At 61.1% G+C, this 21921-nt stretch carries 13 protein-coding genes; 12 read left to right on the top strand and 1 reads right to left on the bottom strand.

Features of this window, described 5'->3' with window-relative positions; translation table 11 throughout:
• Positions 1 to 24: 24 nt before the first annotated feature.
• The 8 genes from glnE (at position 25) to DBP26_RS09640 (ending at position 10272) form a co-directional block, all read left to right on the top strand.
• A complete protein-coding gene (glnE, locus tag DBP26_RS09675; protein WP_108237360.1) occupies positions 25 to 2976 on the top strand; it encodes a bifunctional [glutamate--ammonia ligase]-adenylyl-L-tyrosine phosphorylase/[glutamate--ammonia-ligase] adenylyltransferase in 2952 nt (983 codons plus the stop codon).
• A 269-nt stretch (positions 2977 to 3245) separates the two neighbouring features.
• Complete coding sequence (gene waaF, locus DBP26_RS09670; protein WP_108237359.1) at positions 3246 to 4280, top strand: lipopolysaccharide heptosyltransferase II; 1035 nt, start codon at positions 3246 to 3248, stop codon at positions 4278 to 4280.
• A gap of 1 nt (position 4281) precedes the next feature.
• The gene (gene waaC, locus DBP26_RS09665) at positions 4282 to 5346 is read left to right on the top strand and encodes a lipopolysaccharide heptosyltransferase I (protein WP_108237358.1); all 1065 of its coding nucleotides are present in this window, start codon (positions 4282 to 4284) and stop codon (positions 5344 to 5346) included.
• On the top strand, positions 5346 to 6470 hold the full coding sequence (locus tag DBP26_RS09660) for a glycosyltransferase family 4 protein (RefSeq protein WP_108237357.1): 1125 nt from the start codon (positions 5346 to 5348) through the stop codon (positions 6468 to 6470). Before waaC ends, DBP26_RS09660 begins: the two co-directional genes overlap by 1 nt.
• On the top strand, positions 6467 to 7273 hold the full coding sequence (rfaP, locus tag DBP26_RS09655; RefSeq protein ID WP_108237356.1) for a lipopolysaccharide core heptose(I) kinase RfaP: 807 nt from the start codon (positions 6467 to 6469) through the stop codon (positions 7271 to 7273). Before DBP26_RS09660 ends, rfaP begins: the two co-directional genes overlap by 4 nt.
• Positions 7273 to 8007 (top strand): lipopolysaccharide kinase InaA family protein, encoded by a 735-nt coding sequence (locus DBP26_RS09650; RefSeq protein WP_108237355.1) that lies wholly within the window; start codon positions 7273 to 7275, stop codon positions 8005 to 8007. Before rfaP ends, DBP26_RS09650 begins: the two co-directional genes overlap by 1 nt.
• Positions 8004 to 8759 (top strand): lipopolysaccharide kinase InaA family protein, encoded by a 756-nt coding sequence (locus DBP26_RS09645; RefSeq protein WP_108237354.1) that lies wholly within the window; start codon positions 8004 to 8006, stop codon positions 8757 to 8759. Before DBP26_RS09650 ends, DBP26_RS09645 begins: the two co-directional genes overlap by 4 nt.
• A 73-nt stretch (positions 8760 to 8832) precedes the next feature.
• Positions 8833 to 10272, top strand: a complete 1440-nt coding sequence (locus tag DBP26_RS09640) for a lipopolysaccharide kinase InaA family protein (protein WP_108237553.1) — start codon at positions 8833 to 8835, stop codon at positions 10270 to 10272.
• Positions 10273 to 10316: 44 nt separating this feature from the next.
• Here the strand turns inward: DBP26_RS09640 and DBP26_RS09635 are convergent, their stop codons facing one another.
• Entirely contained in the window at positions 10317 to 16376 is a 6060-nt protein-coding gene (locus tag DBP26_RS09635) for a membrane-targeted effector domain-containing toxin (protein WP_108237353.1), read from the bottom strand.
• 335 nt (positions 16377 to 16711) lie between these two features.
• On the opposite strand from DBP26_RS09635, the gene DBP26_RS09630 reads away from it, so the two are divergent.
• From DBP26_RS09630 to DBP26_RS09615, 4 genes are read left to right on the top strand one after another with little or no spacing between them, the layout of a single operon-like run.
• Entirely contained in the window at positions 16712 to 18469 is a 1758-nt protein-coding gene (locus tag DBP26_RS09630) for a carbamoyltransferase (RefSeq protein WP_108237352.1), read from the top strand.
• Positions 18453 to 19583, top strand: coding sequence for a glycosyltransferase (locus DBP26_RS09625; protein ID WP_108237351.1), 1131 nt, complete (start codon positions 18453 to 18455; stop codon positions 19581 to 19583). Before DBP26_RS09630 ends, DBP26_RS09625 begins: the two co-directional genes overlap by 17 nt.
• Positions 19583 to 20479, top strand: coding sequence for an antimicrobial resistance protein Mig-14 (locus DBP26_RS09620; protein WP_108237350.1), 897 nt, complete (start codon positions 19583 to 19585; stop codon positions 20477 to 20479). Before DBP26_RS09625 ends, DBP26_RS09620 begins: the two co-directional genes overlap by 1 nt.
• Positions 20476 to 21885, top strand: coding sequence for a PIG-L family deacetylase (locus DBP26_RS09615; RefSeq protein WP_108237552.1), 1410 nt, complete (start codon positions 20476 to 20478; stop codon positions 21883 to 21885). Before DBP26_RS09620 ends, DBP26_RS09615 begins: the two co-directional genes overlap by 4 nt.
• Positions 21886 to 21921 lie beyond the last annotated feature (36 nt).

The raw sequence follows: 21921 nt of genomic DNA, 5'->3' as shown, positions 1-21921 counted from the left end.
TCGAACGCCGATCAAGGATAGACCATGAGCCTTCCTTCGCTGGCCGATCTGCCAGCCTCACTGCTGCCGCTGGTCACTCGTGCGCAACACACCGTCCGAGCGGCGCTCGCCGCGTTGAACGACGCGAGCCTGGCCGCTTTCGAGGCCTGGCCTGCCGAACGTCTGGCGGCTTTCGAGCGCGTCTGCGCGGCCAGCGACTTCGTCGCCGAACACGTCGGACGCGATCCGCAAATGCTGCTCGATCTCGCCGAATCCGGTGAGTTGGAGCGCAGCTTTGCGGCCAACGAGCTGCGTGAGCACATCGCCGCTGCGGTTGCCGAAGCGAACACCGACGATGAGCTGGGGCGTAATCTACGTCGTCAACGGACGCGGCAGCAAGTCCGAATTATCTGGCGCGATCTCACTCGCCAGGCCGACTTGGTAGAAACATGCCGCGACCTGTCCGACATGGCCGATGGCAGTATCGACCTCGCCTATCGGTGGTTGTACGACAAACACTGCCAGCAATTCGGTGTGCCGACTGGGCGTCGAAGCGGCGAGCCTCAGCAGATGGTCATCCTCGGCATGGGCAAGCTGGGGGCCGTGGAGCTCAACCTGTCGTCGGACATTGATCTGATCTTCGCTTACCCCGAAGGCGGTGAGACCCACGGAGTCAAACGCCCGCTGGATAACCAGGAGTTTTTCATTCGTCTCGGCCAGCGCTTGATCAAGGCGTTGGATCCAGTGACGGTCGACGGTTTTGTGTTCCGTGTCGATATGCGCTTGAGGCCCTACGGTTCGTCCGGCGCGTTGGTGCTCAGCTTCAATGCTCTGGAGCAGTACTACCAGGATCAAGGGCGCGATTGGGAACGCTACGCCATGATCAAGGCGCGAGTGGTCGGGGGCGATCAGGCTCGCGGCCGGGAGCTGCTGGAGATGCTGCGGCCCTTCGTTTACCGACGCTATCTGGACTTTTCCGCCATCGAAGCGCTGCGCACGATGAAGCAACTGATTCAACAGGAGGTCCGTCGTAAAGGCATGGCCGCCAACATCAAGCTGGGGGCCGGCGGTATTCGCGAGGTGGAGTTCATCGCCCAGGCCTTCCAGTTGATCCACGGCGGACGTGACCTGAGCCTGCAGCAACGCCCTCTGCTCAAGGTGCTACGCACCCTCGAAGGGCAGGGTTATCTGCCGAGTTCCGTCATCGCCGAGCTTCGCGACGGCTACGAATTCCTGCGCTACACCGAGCATGCAATTCAGGCCATCGCCGACCGACAAACCCAAATGCTGCCCGATGACCCCCGTGATCAAGCGCGTGTCGCTTTCATCATGGGGTTTGCCGATTGGAGCGCGTTTCACCAGACGCTGATGCACTGGCGGGGTCGGATCGAATGGCATTTCCGTCAAGTGATCGCCGACCCGGATGAGGAAGAAGGGCAGGCGTACGGCGGTGACGAGATCGTCGGCGGCGAATGGTTGCCGCTGTGGGAAGAATCGCAGAACGAGGAAGCCGCCTGTCGCCAACTGCAAGAAGCCGGTTTCGCCGATGCCCAGAAAGCCCTCAGGCACTTGAGCAATCTGCGCAACAGCTCACAACTGCGTTCGATGCAACGGCTGGGGCGTGAGCGCCTTGACGCATTCATCCCGCGCCTGCTGGCCCAAGCCGTCGAGCATGACAATCCTGATCTGGTGCTCGAGCGAGTGCTGCCTCTGGTCGAGGCAGTGGCTCGGCGCTCGGCCTACTTGGTCCTGCTGACCGAAAACCCCGACGCACTGCGCCGTTTACTGACCCTGTGCGCGGCCAGTCCCTGGATTGCCGAGCAGATCGCGCGCTTCCCGTTGCTGCTCGACGAGTTGCTCAATGAGGGGCGCCTGTTCAGCCCGCCAAAGGCGCTTGAACTGGCTGCCGAGTTGCGCGAACGCCTGACCCGTATCCCTGAAGACGATCTTGAGCAGCAAATGGAAGCGCTGCGTCATTTCAAGCTGGCACATCGTCTGCGGGTGGCTGCCTCGGAGATCACTGGCAGTTTGCCGTTGATGAAAGTCAGCGATTACCTGACCTGGCTGGCCGAGGCCATTCTGGAGCAGGTTCTGGCACTGGCGTGGCGACACACCGTTGCGCGTCACGGTGCGCCGCGCCGTCCGGATGGCAGTTTGTGCGACCCGGGTTTCGTGATCGTCGGCTACGGGAAGGTCGGGGGGATTGAACTGGGTCATGGTTCGGACCTGGACCTGGTGTTCATCCACGATGGCGATCCCCAGGCCGAGACCGACGGTCCCAAGCCCATCGATGGCGCGCAATTCTTCACGCGTCTGGGGCAGCGGATCATTCACCTGATCACCACGCAGACGAACTCGGGCCAGCTCTACGAAGTGGACATGCGTCTGCGGCCCTCGGGGGCGGCGGGGCTGCTGGTCAGTTCGTTGGGCGCATTTTCGCGCTATCAGGAAAACGAAGCCTGGACCTGGGAACACCAAGCCCTGGTCCGTGCACGGGTGTTGGTCGGCAGCGCGGACGTGGGGCAAGGGTTCGAAGCCGTACGCGCTTCGGTGCTGGGGCGCGAGCGCGATCTGGATACGTTGCGCCGGGAGGTCAGCGACATGCGCGCCAAGATGCGCGACAACCTCGGGACCCGCAGCACCGCAGCAGGCAAGGGCGAAAATGCCTTCGAACCCACGGCATCGTTCGACCTCAAGCAGGATGCCGGTGGTATCGTCGATATCGAATTTATGGTGCAATACGCGGCCTTGGCCTGGTCCAGAGAGCATCCCGCGCTGCTTCGCTACACCGATAACATTCGTATTCTCGAAGGGCTGGAAGCAGCAGGACTGATGCCCCCCGCAGATGCCAGCCTGTTGCGCGAGGTGTATAAAGCCTACCGTTCCGCCGCCCACCGACAGGCGCTGCAAAAGGATGCGGGTGTGGTCAGCGGTGATCAGTTCGCAGTCGAACGGCGTGAAGTGATGCGGATCTGGGGGCAGTTGGGGTTGAGTTGAAGCATGAAGGATTCTTCATGGAAGCCTTCGGCCCCATCGCGGGCAAGCGCGCCACCGGTACATCGCGTTTCTGCGGGAAATCGGGATTGATCGGGGCGCTGCGTTCCATTGTAGGCGCGCGCTTGCCCGCGATGGCGTCAGAACCAACGCCACAGGGTCCGAATTTGTTGGATTTATATAAAGCTATGACAGGGAGGCGTCAGGCTGTGTGGAAGCGTCACGCAGCCTGATCGGCCTCCCTGCTCGTTTCTGGTCGTTTTGGATTGAGCATGAGAATTCTGATCGTAGGGCCCAGCTGGGTCGGTGACATGGTGATGGCGCAAACGCTGTTCCAGTGCCTGATACAGCGACACCCGCAATGCCAAATCGATGTGCTGGCCCCTGAATGGAGTCGGCCGCTCCTCGAGCGCATGCCCGAGGTGCGCACGGCCTTGAGCTTTCCGCTCGGCCACGGCGCACTGGAGTTGGCAACGCGCCGACGCATCGGCCAATCTCTGAAGGGCCAGTACGATCAGGCGATCCTGTTACCCAATTCCTTGAAGTCGGCCTTGGTGCCTTTTTTTGCAGGCATTCCCAAGCGGACGGGGTGGCGGGGCGAATTTCGCTACGGCCTGCTCAATGACGTTCGCCTGTTGGACAAACAGAAATACCCGCTGATGATCGAGCGGTTCATGGCGCTGGCCTTTGACAAAGGTGCTGAAATTCCGCGTCCTTATCCGCAGCCGAGTTTACGGATCGAAGCCACCAGCCGCGATGCCGCACTGGCCAAGTTCGGGCTCACGCTCGACCGCCCGGTGTTGGCCCTGTGCCCTGGCGCCGAATTCGGTGAGTCCAAGCGCTGGCCTTCCGAGCATTACGCCAAAGTGGCTGAAGCGAAGATTCGCGAAGGCTGGCAAGTCTGGCTGTTCGGCTCGAAAAACGATCACGCAGTGGGCGAAAGCATCCGTGAGCGGCTGATTCCCGGCTTGCGTGAGGAATCGAGCAACCTCAGCGGCGCGACCTCGCTGGCCGAGGCCATTGATCTGCTGTCCTGCGCTGACGCCGTGGTCTCCAACGATTCAGGCCTGATGCATGTGGCCGCGTCGCTCAACCGTCCCTTGGTCGCCGTGTATGGCTCGACCTCGCCCAGCTTTACGCCGCCTCTGGCCGATCAGGTCGAAATCGTGCAGTTGGGCATCGAATGCAGCCCATGCTTCGAACGCACCTGCCGTTTCGGCCACTACAACTGCCTGCGTCTCCTGGAACCGGATTCGGTGATCCAAGCGCTGGCCCAGTTGAGTAGCACGCCGGTCGAGGTTGCCTGACTTGCGGGTACTACTGATCAAGACTTCTTCGTTGGGTGACGTCATTCACACCCTGCCTGCGCTGACCGACGCTGCCCGCGCCATTCCTGGCATTCAGTTCGACTGGGTGGTGGAAGAAGGCTTCGCCGAGATTCCTACCTGGCATCCCGCGGTGTCCGGGGTGATTCCGGTGGCGATTCGTCGCTGGCGCAAAAACCTCTGGCAGACTTTCAAGAACGGCCAGTGGCGCCAGTTCAAACAGCGCTTGCGCGATACCCGTTACGATCAGGTGATCGACGCACAGGGCCTGCTGAAAAGCGCGTGGCTGACCCGTTACGTCAAGGCGCCAATTGCGGGGCTGGACAAAAGCTCTGCGCGTGAGCCCTTGGCCGCGCACTTTTATGATCACCCGTATCCTGTCGCCCGCGGCCAGCACGCCGTCGAACGCTTGCGGCAATTGTTCGCCCAGGCGCTGGGGTACCCGGTACCTGTGGGCGTCGGCGATTATGGTCTGGACCGCAGCCGTCTGCTGAGTGGTGAACGCGGCGCGCCGTTCGTTCTATTCCTGCACGGCACGACGTGGGATACCAAACACTGGCCCGAGCTGTACTGGCGCCAACTGGCCGAGCGCATGATCGGGCAAGGCCTGGAAGTGCACCTGCCGTGGGGCAACCCGTCAGAGAGGGCGCGGGCTGAGCGTATCGCCCAAGGGCTTGATAAAGCAGTTGTGCTGCCCAAATTGAATCTGGCAGGCGTTGCTCAGGTTCTGGCCGGCGCTCAGGGCTGTGTGGCCGTGGATACCGGTCTGGGTCACCTGGCGGCTGCGCTGGACGTACCCACGCTGTCGTTGTTCGGGCCTACCAATCCGGGCCTGACCGGCGCCTATGGCAAATCGCAGGTTCACCTGGCGGCTGACTACCCGGCCTGTGCACCCTGCCTGCAGAAAAAATGCACCTATCGCCCCACCGCCGAAGACCGGCGTCAGGTCGATATCGAACGCGAGTGGCCGATGTGCTTCACTCGCCTGAATCCCGAGCGAGTAGCGAGCCGGTTGAGCTCGCTGTTGCCGGCAAAGGAACACCTGTGATGCAACTGGCATTCGTGCTCTATAAGTATTTCCCCTTCGGCGGCTTGCAGCGCGATTTCATGCGCATCGCCCTGGAGTGCCAGCGGCGTGGGCATTCGATTCGCGTCTACACGCTGATCTGGGAAGGTGACGTGCCTCCCGGCTTCGAGGTGCTGGTGGCACCGGTCAAGGCGATCTTCAATCACCGGCGCAACGAAAAACTCACCGACTGGATGAATGCCGACTTGGCCAAGCGTCCGGTGGACCGCTTGATCGGCTTCAACAAGATGCCAGGGCTGGACGTGTACTACGCCGCCGACGGGTGCTATGAGGACAAAGCGCAGAACCTGCGCCACGGCCTTTACAAATACTGGGGCCGCTATCGTCATTTCGCGGACTATGAGCGCGCGGTATTCGCCAAGGACGCCAAGACCGAGGTGCTGATGATCTCCGAAGTGCAGCAGCCGCTGTTCATCAAGCATTACGGCACGCCGCTGGAGCGTTTCCATTTGCTGCCGCCGGGCATCTCTCAGGACCGCCGCGCGCCGCCCGATGCAGCCCAGATCCGGGCTGACTTCCGTCGCGAGTTCGAGCTGGACGCCGACGATCTGCTTTTGGTGCAGATCGGCTCCGGGTTCAAGACCAAGGGGGTCGACCGCAGTCTCAAGGCGCTCGCGGCCTTGCCAGCGGACTTGCGCAAGCGTACTCGTCTGTTCGTCATCGGCCAGGACGACCCCAAGCTGTTCCAGATGCAGAGCACCGCGCTGGGCCTGACCGACAACGTGACGTTCATGAAAGGGCGCAGCGATATCCCGCGCTTCCTGCTGGGCGCCGACTTGTTGATTCACCCGGCGTACAACGAAAATACCGGCACCGTCCTGCTCGAAGCGCTGGTCGCCGGGTTGCCGGTGCTGGTCAGTGCGGTGTGCGGCTACGCCCATTACATTGCCGAGGCCGACAGCGGCCTGGTGCTCGATGAGCCCTTCGAACAACACCAGCTCAACGATTGCCTCGAACGTGTGCTCAAGGATGATGCCTTGCGTGCCGCCTGGGGCAGGAACGGGCTGGCGTTCGCCGACACGGCTGACCTTTACAGCATGCCGCAGCACGCAGCGGATGTGATTCTGGCGGAGCACCGCGGATGAAGCTGATGCTTGAAGAACCTTTCAAGAGCCTCTGGGCCGGGCGCGATGCGTTCGAAGCGGTCGAGGCGTTGCAGGGCCAGGTGTACCGCGAGCTGGAAAACCGCCGCACTCTGCGTACCGAGGTCAATGGCCGTGGCTATTTCGTCAAGATCCATCGGGGCATTGGTTGGGGAGAAGTCGCGAAGAACCTGCTGACCGCCAAGTTGCCGGTATTGGGCGCCGGCAAAGAGTTCGAAGCGATCAATCGCTTGAAGGCGGCTGGTGTGCCTACCATGACGTCGGTGGCCTACGGTGAGCGAGGAAGCAACCCCGCCGCCCAGCATTCTTTCATCATCACCGAAGAGCTGGCGCCCACTGAAAGCATGGAAGACGTCAGCATCGACTGGGTGAAAGTCCCGCCCGAGCCCCGAATGAAGCGGGCGTACATCGCCGAAATCGCAAGGTTGGTCGGCACGATGCATCGCGCGGGGGTCAACCATCGTGACTGCTATCTGTGCCACTTCCTGCTGCACACCGACACGCCGGTCACCCCGGACAGCTTCAAGCTGTCGGTGATCGATCTGCACCGCGCTCAGACCCGACCGCGTATCACCCGGCGCTGGCGTAACAAGGATCTGGCCGCGCTCTATTTTTCTGCGCTGGATATCGGCCTGACCCGCCGCGACAAGCTGCGCTTTCTCAAAGGCTACTTCCAACAGCCGCTGCGCAAGATCCTCGCCAAAGAGTCGGCGCTCCTTGATTGGCTGGAGGCCAAGGCCGAGAAGCTGTATCAGCGCAAGCTGCGATACGGGGATGCGCTCTGATGGCGGGTTGGAATCTGGAACCTGAGTACGCTGCACTGGCCGATGATTTTGGCTCGCTGGACGCGGTCTTCGCCCTGCAGGGAGAGCGCCTGACCCGCGACCCGCTGTCAGAAGTGATCCGCGTCGAGCGCGGCGGCATCCACTATTACGTGAAGCGCTACTCGGCTGCGGGTAAAGGTCTGCGACGCTACCTGGGGCGACCTCGGGTCAAGTCCGAGTGGCAAAACCTCAAGCGTTTCGCCAAGTGGGGCATTCCAACGGCCGAAGTGGTGGCCTGGGGGCTAGAGCGCAAGGGCGCCGCTTACGATCGAGGGGCGTTGATTACCCGCGAGCTGCCGCGTACCGAAGATTTGTCCGAGCTGGCCAAGCACCAAGACGAACGCCTGGCCGATCGCGCGTGGGTCGAAGGGATCAGCCAGCAAGTGGCGCGTTACACCCGCACGATGCATGACCATCACTTCACCCACAACGACCTGAAGTGGCGCAACCTGCTGGTGGACGATCAGTCAACGGTGTTCCTGATCGATTGCCCCAACGGCGCGTTCTGGGTCAGCTTCATGTTGCGTTACCGCATCACCAAGGACTTGGCATGTCTGGACAAGGTCGCCAAATACCACTTGTCCGCCACCCAGCGACTGCGTTTCTATCTGCAATACCGCGGGCGCCAGCGCCTGAACGATTCGGACAAGAAACGTATTCGCCATATCGTCAGCTTTTTCGAGGGGCGCGAATGAGTGTTTTTATTGCCGATGCCGACCGTTCGCTGTTGGAGCGCCACGGCCTGGCGGCCTTTGATCCGCTGTGGGCGCTTGAACTGGACGCCGTCGACGAGCCCAATACCGGGCGGGGCGGATGGAGCAGTGTGTTCCGTCTGGACCTCGAAGGAGCGGGTTTCTACCTCAAGCGCCAGAGCAATTACCTGACGCATACCTTGCATCACCCGTTCGGCGAACCCTCGTTTTCCCGCGAGTTTCGCAATATCCGTCTTTATCAGAAGCTTGGCATACCGGCGCTGCACGCCGTGTTCTACGGCGAGAAGAAGGTCGATGGCGAGCGCCGGGCTATCCTGATGACCCGCGCCTTGGATGGCTGGACCGATCTCGATACCCTGCTGACCCATTGGGGCGAGATGGCGGCCACTCAGCGCCTGGCAATTCTCCAGGCTTGTGGCCAACTGGCGCGTACACTGCACAAGGCGGGGCAGGTGCATGGTTGTTTCTACCCCAAGCATATTTTCCTCAAGGCCAATGGCGGCGAATATCAGGCGCAATTGATCGACCTGGAAAAGACGCGCAGAGCGATCTTTGGCCAACGCGACCGAGTCAAGGACATCGAGCCACTGCTGCGGCGCGCACCGATGTGGAACGAAGCGGAAATTCGCGAGCTGCTTGCCAGCTACCTGCAAGCCCCCATTGACAGCGGGCTGATCGATGCATGGTGGCAGCGGTTGGCCAGACGCGGCAGCCATAAGCGCAGCCATCGTTAAAACGTTCACCCCTGCGGGTGATGTTGTCTGCCAGATGAGCCATCTGGATCAAGCAAGATTGAAGAGGATGCCGATGCGTCTGTCTGAACTGAAAAACGCCGGCCGTACCCCCGCGTTGCCGATGAGCATCACTTTAGCGGATGCGGCGGGCCCTGCTGACTTGCAGTTACTCAGCCTGTTGCGTGTGCTGCCGGGGCAGCGCTATGTGGGCGCAGGCATATGGCGTGGGCGTCCGGTACTGGCCAAGTTGCTCGTGGGGCACAAGGCGCCGCGGCATTTTCAGCGTGAGCGCACAGGCGTGCAGTGGCTTGCCGATCAAGGCCTGGCCACGCCGAAGCTGCTGGCTGACGGGCTGCAGGAGGGCGAGGGCGGCTGGCTGTTGTTCGAATTTCTCGATCGCGCCCAATCCCTCGGCGATGCCTGGAAGGCGGTCGAGCACCTGCCCCCGCTCGCCGATGAGCAGACCGCCGTGCTCAGCGAAGCGCTCGGCGCCATCGGCCAGATGCACGCCAAAGGTCTGTGGCAGGAAGACTTGCACCTGGACAATCTGCTCCGCCAGAACGGCCATCTGTACCTGATCGACGGTGCCGGCATTCGGACCGAGGAGCCGGGCAAGCCGCTGTCTCGTCAGAAAGTGCTGGAAAACCTCGGGGTGTTCTTCGCCCAATTGCCCAAGGCACTGGAGCCCTTCACTGAAGAACTGTTGGTCTACTACCTGTTGAGCAATGGCGAACATGCCCTGCCGGTCGAGGCGCTACAGAAGCAGATCGACAAGGTCAGTCGGTGGCGCCTGGCGGATTACTTGATCAAGGTCGGTCGTGAGTGCAGTTTGTTCAGCGTCAGCGACGGCCCGTTCGGTCTGCGCGCGATTCGCCGCGAAGAAGAGGCCGCGATGGTGCCGGTGCTCGAGCAGGCCGATACGCTGATCGACCGCGGCCACCTTTACAAAACCGGTGGCGCGGCCAGTGTGGCCAAAGCCGACGTCGATGGGCGGGCGCTGGTGATCAAGCGCTACAACATCAAGAACTTCGCTCACTGGCTCAAGCGTTTCTGGCGCCCGAGCCGGGCCTGGCACTCCTGGCGCGAGGGCAACCGCCTGATGTTTCTCGGTATCGCAACGCCAAAACCACTGGCATTGCTGGAGCAGCGTTTTTTCTGGCTGCGACGCAAGGCGTACCTGGTGACGGAGTATTTGCCAGGGCCGGACATCATCGAACGGTTCGCGCCCTACGTGGCCTCCGGCGATGCGCCGGAAACCGAGTTGCAGGCGCTGGATCGCCTGTTCGCCCAGTTGGTGCGTGAGCGCATCAGCCACGGTGATCTGAAAGGGCACAATGTATTCTGGCATCAGGATCGCTGGGCGCTGATCGACCTCGACGCCATGTGCCAGCACAGCTCTGCAAGTGCATTCGCGGCAGCCTTTGCCAAAGACCGCGCCCGGTTCATGCGCAACTGGCCCGCCGACAGCGCGCTGCACCAGTTGCTGGAGCAGCGCCTGCCGAAGCTCTCGTGAGGTTCAAGTGGTGGCGCTGTATGGCCACCACTGTGGTGTAAACCTTACCCAACGCGGGTCAGGTTGATGTCCTCCAGTGCCATGATCAGCGCATCGATGTTGTTGTAAGGCTGCAAGTGCACGGCTGCCCAGCTCGGGCGGTCGACGAATACTTTGCCTTGAGCACTCACCTGCACAGGCGTGCGGTAAATCGCACGGTCCCGGGAACGATGGCAGATGAAATGCGTGTCACCTATCTGCTCTGTCACGAACTGACCCGGTCTTGCCAGACGCTGCTCCAGCGACATCGGCTGCGGTGCGCGCACGACCTGCGAGATGTTCAAATTCTCCATCTCCACCATGAAGTCACTTTTGACGAATTCGGTCTGATTACTCATCGGTCGGCGCAGGTCCTCTCCAGGGTCGATGAATACACCCCGTGACGTCCCGGCAGACACATCGTCCAGCCTCACACCGATAGCGCCCTCCAGCTCAGCGAGCCCCGGTACGTTTTTATATCGGTTGGCGTGACTGTTTCCGACCAGCGCTACCCACCTATGCTTACCCATCACTGCCTGATGCTGACGGATCGTGCGCGAAGCGAAGTAATTCATCATCTCCTGGCGCGTGGATGAGGTGGTTTCCGGCAGGCCTTTGAGGTGATAACTCGCGGCGCAATCGATGGCGCGTACCTCAAGACCGTGCTCCCGTGCCTTGATCACCAGTTGCTCAAAGTTGTAGACCTTTCTCGGGTCTGTTATGTGGCCGTTGTCGAGCGCCTTGAGACTGTGCAGCAGGCGCTTGGTCATCTGGCCGGTTTCGAAATAGCGATCCAGATCGGCTTGGTGCAAGTCTGTCAGCAGGTGCTCCAGGTACAGGGTTTTCACCTGTTGTTCGGCGAGCAAGGGCAGGTGGTCGATGATGAATCGCTTGCTGCCGACGGAGGCGTGATACTCGCCAACCACCATACCATCGGTGTGTTGGTACAGGCGTCGGATGAACTCTGCGTTGTCCGGCGTGGGTACCAGCGCGGGCATGGCTGGGCGTGGTGGCAGGTCCGCGGTCAGGATGGCGCGAGCGTCGTTGCGCAGTTTGGCTCGCAGGTCAAAGAACTTGTCCTGAACCACAGTCAACTCGTCATCGAAGAAGAAATAGTCGCTGTTCAGCCCCTTTGATTTGAAATAGGCGAGTTTGAACATCGCCTCGCGGTTTTCCCCAGGCATGTTATAGGCGGTGTCGAACAGGGAATGCTGGACAGCGGTCGGAGGGTGCTCGGCCAGCCACTGTTCAGAGGTGACGCGGCGCCAACCCGCAAATTCATCCCAGCGGAAGCCGATGTCTTCCGGCGAGCGAATGGCCGTCACCAGCGCGTCGGAATCGGGAGCGGGTAACGGGGTATTGGCACCCGCCGCAGGCGTGTCGGCGTAGCGGGCGTCACCGACTTCGATCTTGAAATCACAGGCTGTGCTGCTCGCGCTTGCGTCTACCAGCTCGGCGTTACGCTGGACGCGTGTCGCCAAGCCGTCTGGGGCTTGCTCGATGTGCGCGCTGATACACCCTTGCAACTGCGTCAGGCCGGGGACTTGATCGTGGGTTGTGGCCATTCTGGGGTCGACCAAGGCTACCCAGCGCTTTGCAGGATGGGCGCTGACGTCGCTGCTGATCAGCTTGTGGCCGAAGAAATTGCTCATTTTTTGACCCGCTGTGGCGTCTCCCCCGGCACTGGCCACCGGATGCATCTCCAGCGGATAGCTGACCGAGGAACTCAAGGGGCGGACTTCAATACCGTGCTTATGGGCCTGTTTGATGAGGTGGTAGTAATCGTACTCGCGGCTCAGATTATCCAGCGCCTTACCGTTCAGGTATTTCAGGTGGTATTTGATCTCATGGGAACCGGAGCGTACGCGCGAACCTTTGGCGTGATGCTTCGCCAGCTTGGCCATATGTTTGTCGGTGAACACGTGAGGGATGTACAGCACCTCCACGCGCTGATCGACCAGCGTCTGCATGTGGCTCATCAAGAGTTTTTTACTCGCGACGGACGCAGGCGCCTCACTGAGCACCAGGCCATTACTGTAATTGAAGACGTCTTCCAGAAAACCCGCGAAGGTGCTGACGTCGTCGACGGCCGGAAGTGAGGGGCGCGGCGGAATGACCAATGGGTTGGAGAAAAACGTATTTGCATCGCGGTAGAGGTTTTCCCTGAGCTGGGCAAACGTCTGACGGTATTGCGCAAATCGTTCAGCCAAATACACCTCCACGCCAAGTCCGACAGGGTCGAGCGAGGAGCCTGTGAGGATTTCGTCGAGGTACGGTTGCAGGTTTCTCGGCAACTCATAGGCTGACAGCCCTACGGGTACGGACTCGCTCGTCTGAGGGCTGTGCGGGGTGGCGCGGTCAGCACCACCACGCAGCCCCGGGCGTTCGACGGTATGCCACTGTCCTTTCTCGTTCAGCCGCACCGGCTGACGGCCGAAAAACGAGAAGGGGTTTTCAGGGTCCACGATGTGCCAACACATCAGGCTTGTGTCGTAATGAACCTGAAAGCTCGAACCGTTCATTTCGATGTAGCACTTACCGTTGGCCAGACTGACGCCTGCGGCATGGCCTTCGGTCGCTCGTGGCATGCCTTCCAGAGACAGGTCGACGGCGCGAGGGGCGCTGCGTTGCGTCGGGAGATCTTCTAGCGGCTGCCAGGTACCGGTGTTGTTGCGGGTCGCGTAATGACCGGTAGGGAACACCTCATCGGCTTCGAAGCCAGGGTTATGGTACACCTGCGCGTGTCCGTTCGCGTTGGGTTTGGCCACCAGGAACGGCTCGTCCCCCAGCGAGACAGGGTAGAGCTTTTCCGGTGCGCTCAGTCTCACGGCTTCGGGTTTAAACGCAGGGCCCATGCCGGGTCTGGAGTGTTTGCCAAGTTTGCGCAACACCCCGCCGAAGCCCTTCAACCCTTGATCGAGGTCACCCACGGCGCCGGCCATGTTGAGGATCGCCGCCAGAATCAGTTCGCTGGCGTCTTCCGGTGTTTCGCCCGTCAGTGCTTGCAGGGCGTGAAGACTGTCCCGAAGTGACAGCGTGACGCCTACCGCAAACGCAGCCAGAGGAAACGGCAAGGTGATGACGGTGGCAATGATCTCGACGCTGTTCCAGATCAGTTGGCTCAGCATGTCGCTACGACCTGTGGTGGTGTCTGCCACGTCTCGCAGCTTGCGCTCAAGGGGGCGGTTGAAACACGTCTGAGCGAAGTCCGAGATCGGGTTTTTTGGTACGAAGGGCGCTTTGTGTGCGTTGCCTTTTTTCATGTCGTTGAGGAAAAACGACATGACTCGACGGATGCCGATCCTGCAGCGGTCTTTGTAGTAGTCGATCATGCCGGGCTGCTCGAGCGACTCGACGAAGGAACTGAACAGACGAAATTCGATGCCGTCAGGCGTCTCGGGCGTGTACAGCAATGCCGAGTGGCGGGTGCCGGTAGGCAGCAGGACGTAACAGCCCTGGATGGTTTCGACGTGAATCAGGTGAGTGTCGGGGATGACCAACTGATCGAGCAGGTGCAGGCGTGACGCAATGAATGGCTTATCGATGTGTATCTGCAGCGGGTACACCGGGAAGCGCGTGCGCGTGTCGGCATCACTGCGCTGAACCTTGCAGATGATTGCGTCGAGCCACTGGTACTGCTCAGCGTCGATGTGCCCCTTGAGGTAGCTGCGCAGTGCAGCGCTTTGCATCTGCAAGCGGGTGATCGCCGTGCTGGTTCGGCGTCGGTAGTCATACCCGGCACTTTGCGGGTCGAGCAGCGAGCGTTGTACCAGCGCCGCATAGTCATCGGCCAGCCATTTACCACGCACCGACCCTGCAACGCGGGCGGGTGTCAGTGGGCTCAGGTCGACGCCTTCCGGTCCGCTGAACGTCGCCATGGTGTCAGCCGACGGGTTGATAAAGCCGATGCTGTCGTCGTAACCGTTGCGAATCATGCGGGTGTAGCTCAGGGTTTCCCGCTCTGAGTGGATGATGACGCTGTCCGGGTCGACGGTGCCGACCGGAACATTCAGCAACTGACTGATTTTCTCGCTGGCTCGCTGCCGAACGTAGTCCTCGAACGCCTGAACCTGAGTGTGCGGTTTGGCGGCATAGTTGCGAATCGCGCCAGCTGCGGCGTCCTCAAGGGCAACCAATTGCTGACGTTGGGCGGCCGTCGCGTTCACGTACCAATCCGGTGTGCGAGTGCACAGGTCAGACAGGTTCGTCTCGATGGTCTGCGTCACGAGGGTGCTCAGCGCCGTCTCGTAATTTGCCAGGCCAGTCAGGCGAAGGAACTGCGGCTCCGGCATCGGTTTAAGGGCGAGGGCGTCAAGTGATGCCTGGATGCCAGGACGCAGCTCGGCGGGCAACTGGCTGAGCAGGTATTCACGCATCTGCGGGCGTGCGGACCAACCGACCAACTCTTCCAGCAACTGAGTCTCGCTGGCGAAGCTGTAAACGCGGCGATCACCCGGCGCGTCTGCCGTGAACATGACCAGACGGCCCTGTTCGTTCTGCGTGGCCTGCTTTCTGAACAGCAGGATTCGTCCTAGGGTGGCGCTTTCATCGAGGTTCAGTTGCTGTACACACAAACCTGTTCCGTTGAGGTCGGAGGTCGTGCCGATGGTTTCGATGAGGGCGAGATCGGTTGCGCTGATGTGCCCCTGCATTTTGCCGGCCATCGCGGACTCCACGATCTGCAAGTGCAGCACGTCGCGCATGAGCTTCTGATGACCGGGTTTGGCGTACGCCGTTCGCTGGTGGTCGGCAAAGTGGATGCGCAGTTGCAGCTCGTCAATGATTCGGGCGAGGTAGGCGGGCGTCAGTGCGGCATGGTGGCTCCCAATCGGGGCGTCATTAAGACGCAGGGTGGTGTGCGTCAAAAACGCCGAGTCTTCCTGCTCATCGTTTGGGTGAAGACCGTGCAGCGCCAGTTCCGGCAGCGAGCGGGTGACGGTGTAGGGCTCCCCTGTGACAGGCAGTAAGCGCTGAGTGCTGACAGAAATCGTTGCGGGATCCAGGTCATAACCCAAGTCGTTCGCGAGTCGGGTGCGCAGGCTGATCTGCGCAAAGTCTTGGGCCGAGGTTGCTCCGTTCAGGGCGCTAGACAGCGCGTCGCGGGCCTGGTCATAGCGCTTGAGATGTCCCACGTAAGTTTGCAGGTCAGCGGCCGGAGCCATTTTGACCCAGTGCGGAAGCTTTGCGCGCAATGCGCTTTCGGCCAACAACCGTTCGCGTTGTTGCAGCATTGATGCAGGACCGAACAGGCCGGGCATGCGCATGGCGGCGGTGATGCGTTCTGCGTGACGGTCCGGATTTGTGCGTCGGCCGTCGCCGCATGCGTAAATGATGTCCTCACGCTGTTTCTCGAGCTGACGCTGCAACGCAAACCGGTAAGGCGCGCCGGTGATGACGTGGAGCACAACGTCGCGCTGGCCGAAGGGGCTCAAAAACAGATCCTGATCGTCGGCTACGCTGAAAACGGACGCTTGATGGCGCTGATCGGCGTTGATCAAGAGCACCCGCCGCAATGTCTCGTCGTTAAGCCACTCAACCAGCGTCTTCAGCAGCGCTGTCAGGGTTGGGAATTCACTCAGGCCGATGCCAGGCAAGGCGAGTAGCGTTGAGCCGGTCGGATGGCTCATCACCAATGCGCCTCTGATCTCAACGGTGGTTCGCTCGTCAAGCCGCACATGAAGCGAACAGGCTTGCGGCTGTTCGCGGGTGGCCTCGTTTTGCTGGGGGGCGGGCGTGGTGAGGGATTCGGCAGCGCTAGGCGTCAGACGTCCTTCATGGCATTTGAGGATGACCTCGTCACGCAAAGCGCTTTCCAGATGGTCGGTGAACAGTTGGCGACGACGCAGGCCAGAGTGGCTCGGGGCGTTCCACCACGTGTCCAGTCGTTGCAGAAAGTCAGCGGTTTCTTGCTCGATCAGCGGCGCGTCGTTGCTGTTCAGTGCATCGACCAAGGTCTGCGTAATCGTTGGGAGTTGCGCCAGTTCAGCTGACAACGCGCTATCCGACTGGCTCAGGCGTTGCAGCGCCTCGGTAGCCTGGCGGTGGGTAGCCTCGGGCGAGGAGGGGGCTGGGGTGATGCGATGCATGTGATTGTCTTCCTTGATAAGCCCTATTGATCTGAGGGCGGCAATGGCGGGGAGTCCCGCGTGATTCATTGGCCTAATCAATCACGGTTCGCTCACAGAGGCGCGATACATAGTTAACGCAGCACATTTCGGTCAGGGGGGAGCGGTCAGCGGGTTTCGAATCGAGCGGGACGGGGCGGTAAATGGCGCGCGGGACGGTTTTGTTCAGCCCGCGCCATATCTCACTTCATTACGCTATAATCCCGCCCTTTAGCTGCCCGCCGCACATTCGCGCCAGGCGCACCTTATTGATCAGGCGTACGACGCCTGTTGCAGACTTGAGAGGCTAGACCCTAGTGGCATTGACGATCCTTGGCCTGTCCGGCGCCCTTAGCCATGATCCTTCCGCGGCCCTGTACATCGACGGCAAGCTGGTCGCGGCGGCCGAAGAAGAGCGCTTCGTGCGCGACAAGCACGCAAAGAACCGCATGCCGTACGAATCTGCGAAGTTCTGCCTCGAGCAGGCGGGCATCAAGCCATCCGATGTTGACGTCGTGGCCATTCCGTTCGCCCCGATCAGCCTGTTTGGCGAGGCGCGCTGGCACTACGCCAAGCGCTACTGGTACGCGCCGGATCGCGCCCTCGACGCGATCCTGATGGGTAACCGCCGCTACAAGCGCTACCGTAACAAGATCGTGTGGTGCCTCGAACAACTGGGTTTCGATCCGAAAAAGGTCAAGATCGAGCCGGTCGAGCACCATCTGGCTCACGCTTCCAGCGCCTACCACTGCTCGGGCTTCAAAGAGAAGACCGCGATCCTCGGTATCGACGGCAAGGGCGAGTACGCCACCACGTTTTTTGGCTACGGCGAAAACGGCAAGATCCACAAGATCAAGGAATTCTACGATCCGGACTCCCTGGGCGGCCTGTACGGTGCTATCACCGAATTCCTCGGCTTTGAAATGCTCGACGGCGAGTTCAAGGTCATGGGCATGGCGCCGTATGGCGATGCCAGCAAATATGACTTCTCGCGGCTGGCCAGCTTCGAAAACGGCGAGCTGGTGATCAACACCGAATACGCCAACGTCATCGGCCTGCGCCGCTATAAAGAGAAGGGCAAAGGCTTCTATTTCTCGCCGAAGCTGATCGAGTGGCTGGGTCCGAAGCGCGAAGGCGACATCGCCGACGAGCCTTACATCCACTACGCGGCAAGCATGCAGGCGCTGTTCGAGAAGCTGGCGCTGCAGATGATGGATCACTACCTGGGCGACATCCTCAAGGAGACCGGCAAGATCGCCTTCGCCGGCGGCTGTGCGCTGAACGTCAAGCTGAACCAGAAAATCATCGCCCGCCCTGAAGTCAAGGAGCTGTTCGTTCAACCCGCTTCCGGCGACGCCGGTACGGCAGTGGGCGCGGCGGCTTACGTTTCGCATCAGCGGGGCGTTCCGGTGGAGAAGATGGAACACGTCTACCTAGGCCCTTCGTACAGCAACGAAGACGTGATCGCGGCCTGCGCCCGTCACCCCAGTCAGCCAAAATGGCGCAAGCTGGAGAACATGCCGGAGCAGATCGCCAAAATCATGGTCGATGGCAATCCTGTTGCCTGGTTCCAGGGGCGTATGGAGTTCGGCCCGCGCGCGCTGGGCGGTCGTTCGATCATCGGCTGCCCGAGCGTGAAGGGCGTGGCCGACCGTATCAACCACCAGATCAAGTTCCGCGAGCGCTGGAGGCCGTTCTGCCCATCCATGCTCGACACCGTTGCGTCTCAGATGATCAAGATCGATCATCCGGCCCCCTTCATGACCTTCACTTTCGAAGTGGCCGAAGAGTGGAAAACCCGTGTGCCGGAGGTTGTCCACGAAGACGGCACTTCCCGCGCCCAAGTCCTCAAGCGCGAATACAACCCGCGTTACTACGACATGATGAAGGCGCTGGAAAACCTGACGGGCAACGGCGTTTCGCTGAACACCTCGCTCAACCGTCGCGGCGAACCAATGATCTGCTCGCCCACCGACGCCCTGAACATGTTCTTTGGCTCGGACCTGCAGTACCTGATCATGGAAGACATCCTGGTGGTAAAAGACGGCGCGGACGCTTATGACACGCTCGGCTGAGCGGCATGTATTGCAGTTCTGCCACGGCTATGACGGGCCGTTTCTCGACTGTGCACGTCAATACGCCAGCCTGTTCGCCGGCAAGGGATATCGGGTTACCACGGTATTCCTGACCGGTGCGGCGGACCCCGATGTCGCTGCGGGCTGTGCTTCTGACGAAGTGCTGTTCATGGAATACAGCTCAAAGGCCGTTCGCGGCCTCAAGCTGGGCGCCATTCGAGACCTTCGCAAAATCGCTGCCTCCCGCTCTTTCACGTTCTGCATCGCGCACCGTTTCAAGCCCATCTACATTGCCTTGCTGGCCACTCGTTTGCCCGTGATTGGCGTTCACCACGCTTTTGGCGACTATCAGCGTCGCAGCCGCAAGCTGTTTGCGCAGCTGTTTCGCGCCCGCCTGAGCTTGCTGGGGGTGTCCGATGCCGTGCGAGACGACATGCGCAACTGCCTGCCGAACTGGCCGACCGGGCGGATCCAGACGCTGTACAACCGCATCGATGTCGATGCTCTCTCGCAGACTCAACTGACGCGTGAGCAGGCCCGCGAAGCCCTTCGTCTGCCACAGGACGCCTGGATCGTCGGCAATGTCGGTCGGCTGCATCCCGATAAGGACCAAGCCACGTTGCTGCGCGGTTTCGCACAGGCGCATCCCCATCTCCCTGCGCGCAGCGAGTTGGTGATTCTGGGCAAGGGGCGTCTGGAACAGGACCTGAAGGCGCTGGCGATGGAACTGGGTGTGGCTCAGCACGTCATGCTGCTGGGCCAGGTACCTCAGGCCAGCCGCTACTTCAAGGCATTCGACGCCTTTGCCCTGAGTTCCGATCATGAGCCTTTCGGCATGGTATTGCTGGAGGCAATGGTCGCTGGCGTTCCGGTCATCGCCACGGCCGCGGGGGGCGCCAAAGAGGTCGTCGAGGGCGTGGGAATCCTGTTTCCGCTCGGTGATGCCGAGCATTTGGCCCAAGGCCTGGTTCACCTCTCGCGGCTCGACGCCGAGCAGCGTCAGTCCTGCGCTGACGTGATGCTGAAACGCGTGCGCGAGCGCTTCTCCGACGAGTCTGTGCGCAGTGTCTTCTGGCGCTTGCCGCAAGTCACCGACCTGACGACGGAGTCCTGATGCTCAATCACTTTCAAGCCTGGCGCGAACGTGGCTGGACGGTGATCGACGCCTCGGCGTACGAGCAAGTCTGGCAGCGTTACGGGGGCAGCGTCGCCACGTACCCCATGGTGGTCGAGCGGCTTGCAACACTGGCCGGGCTTCCTGTGCGCTACTTGGGTTGGGAGCGCGACGGCGAATTGAAAGCCGCGATCCCGACCTGGGGGCGCTCGTTGGCGCTGTCCAAGGACGTATTGAAGAAAAACGGCAAAAAGGGCCTGTTCGATCTGGGCAATGCCGAGCTGATCCTGCCGGCTGCCTCGGATGCTCAAGTGCCTTTACGTCATCAGGCTCGCTACCTATCGGAGCTCAATCAGGGCCGTATCGCCACGCTCAAGCCGCAGGCCGAAGCCCTTGCCATGGCCCGGGCCCCCGAGGACCTGTCCAAGAAGTTTCGCTACAACCAGCGACGCGAATTGCGTTTGCTGGAAGAGGCGGGCGGCGTGGTGCGTCCCATCACCGACTTCAGCAGTGCCGACATCGCGCGCATGTACTGCGAGTTGTTCCAGCGCCGTTGGGGCTTCGCGGCAACCGGTGCCGAACGTATGGCAGACGTCATCGAGTTGCTCCGCGAGTTGCTGATCGGTTCGGTGGTGTTCCTGAACGACGCGCCGATCGCCATTCAACTGGTGTACCGCGTGGAAGCGTGCGAGTGGATCAGCGTCGAATACATCAATGGTGGCGTCGACCCCGAAACCCGTGATTTCAGCCCCGGCAGTGTGTTGAGTTTCCTCAATACCCAGAGTGCCTGGGAGGATGCACGGGCTCGTGGCAAAGCGCTGCGTTTTTCGTTTGGTCGCGCCGATCGTGAATACAAGGATCGTTGGTGCAACCCCGTGCCGGTATTTCACAGTTGAGTCGCAAACAGGAACTGCTCAAACGCCATCGTCGCAACAAACGGATGGCGTTGCTGGTCGCGCTGGTGGTGCTGATCCTCGTGGGGCTGCTGATTGCCTGGTGGCTGCCGTTCATCCTGGCGGTGCTGGGGTGGGTCGCTCACGAGGCCTGGTTCTCCGATCACCTGTTCTATTCGCCGCGTGACGACTACCAATATCAATTCCCGACAGGGCATGAGCTGGCAGGCGTCGCGTTGCAGGGCGATGTCCTCGCATGCGATCACTCGCGCGTCTTGACGGGCGATGACACGGTGGTCCTGGCGCTGTCGATAAAACGCTCCTGGCTGGGATGTTTTCTGGATCCCTGCATCGAGTTGAGTGCCGGCCCGTTGCACGACCGCCAAGCCTTCGAACGTGGGGTTGATGGCCTGCGCTACCTGAACCTGACCGGGTTTCACGCCGCACTGAACGAGGGCTCGCTTCGTGTGCGTGGGCGTTATTGCAGCATCGAAGGTCAGCCGCGGTTGTGGGCCTTCCGGCAGGACGATGCACGTCGGCAGCGGGTGATGGTCATCGCCCCGCACGCCGACGACGCGGAGCTGGCCGCCTTCGGGCTGTACAGCGAGGCAGACGAAAGCTGGATCGTGACGCTGACGGCGGGCGAAATTGAAGCCGAGCATTACCAGCGCATGGGCATGAGCCCTGCCGAAGCCGCCAGGACCAAAGGTCGCTTGCGCGCCTGGGACAGTATCGTCGTTCCACGTTGGGCGGGTGTGCCCGAGTCACGGTGTGTGCAACTGGGCTATTTCTGCCTTCAGCTCCCGGCGATGCAGGCCGCCCCCGATCAGCCGATTGCCTCTCGCGAAGCCGACTTGGCCGATACGCGAGTGTTCCGGCAGTTCAATACGATGCCGCTTCCTGGCGACGTAGACGGAGCGCCGACCTGGCACAACCTGATCGCAGATCTGCGGGCGGTCATCCTCCATGCCAAACCTCAGGTCTTGGTCATGCCGCACGCGACGATCGACCCCCATCCCGACCACGTCTGCTCCCAGGCCGCCGTGCTCGAAGCGCTGGACGGGCTTGCCTGGCAGCCGAGTGTGGTGCTGGGGTATGCCAACCATCTTCACGATAACGATCGCTGGCCGATGGGTGATGCAAAGACAGGTGTCTCATTGCCACCTGTGTTTGATGCATCCCAACCGCTGGTACCTTACAGTATCGAGCTTGGTGAAGAACAACAGCGAGACAAGGCCATGGCCTTGGGTATGATGCATGACCTGCTGCCCCCTCCGCCGCTCAAGCGTCGTGTGCGACGATGGCTGCAACAGCGCTTGGCAAGTCGACGGTGGCCTGCCGAGGGTGAAAACGAATTTTTCAGAAAGGCCGTGCGTCGACACGAGCTGTTCTGGCGCAGAGAGCTCTGATGGCCCTCGAAGTCCGTTTAAGGATGTGAGCGGGCC

This window comes from Pseudomonas sp. RIT409 (assembly GCF_003052515.2).
Lineage (GTDB): Bacteria > Pseudomonadota > Gammaproteobacteria > Pseudomonadales > Pseudomonadaceae > Aquipseudomonas.
The sequence above is the reverse complement of the archived record's forward strand: the minus strand, read 5'-3'. Positions and strand labels throughout refer to the sequence as shown.

What these genes read in the sequence shown, in the direction of transcription:
- DBP26_RS09625 (WP_108237351.1), top strand. Translation starts at nt 18,453, where the DNA reads ATGACACGCTCGGCTGAGCGGCATGTATTGCAGTTCTGCCACGGCTAT.
- glnE (WP_108237360.1), top strand. Translation starts at nt 25, where the DNA reads ATGAGCCTTCCTTCGCTGGCCGATCTGCCAGCCTCACTGCTGCCGCTG.
- DBP26_RS09645 (WP_108237354.1), top strand. Translation starts at nt 8,004, where the DNA reads ATGAGTGTTTTTATTGCCGATGCCGACCGTTCGCTGTTGGAGCGCCAC.
- rfaP (WP_108237356.1), top strand. Translation starts at nt 6,467, where the DNA reads ATGAAGCTGATGCTTGAAGAACCTTTCAAGAGCCTCTGGGCCGGGCGC.
- DBP26_RS09635 (WP_108237353.1), bottom strand. Translation starts at nt 16,376, where the DNA reads ATGCATCGCATCACCCCAGCCCCCTCCTCGCCCGAGGCTACCCACCGC.
- waaF (WP_108237359.1), top strand. Translation starts at nt 3,246, where the DNA reads ATGAGAATTCTGATCGTAGGGCCCAGCTGGGTCGGTGACATGGTGATG.
- DBP26_RS09660 (WP_108237357.1), top strand. Translation starts at nt 5,346, where the DNA reads ATGCAACTGGCATTCGTGCTCTATAAGTATTTCCCCTTCGGCGGCTTG.
- DBP26_RS09640 (WP_108237553.1), top strand. Translation starts at nt 8,833, where the DNA reads ATGCGTCTGTCTGAACTGAAAAACGCCGGCCGTACCCCCGCGTTGCCG.
- DBP26_RS09650 (WP_108237355.1), top strand. Translation starts at nt 7,273, where the DNA reads ATGGCGGGTTGGAATCTGGAACCTGAGTACGCTGCACTGGCCGATGAT.
- DBP26_RS09620 (WP_108237350.1), top strand. Translation starts at nt 19,583, where the DNA reads ATGCTCAATCACTTTCAAGCCTGGCGCGAACGTGGCTGGACGGTGATC.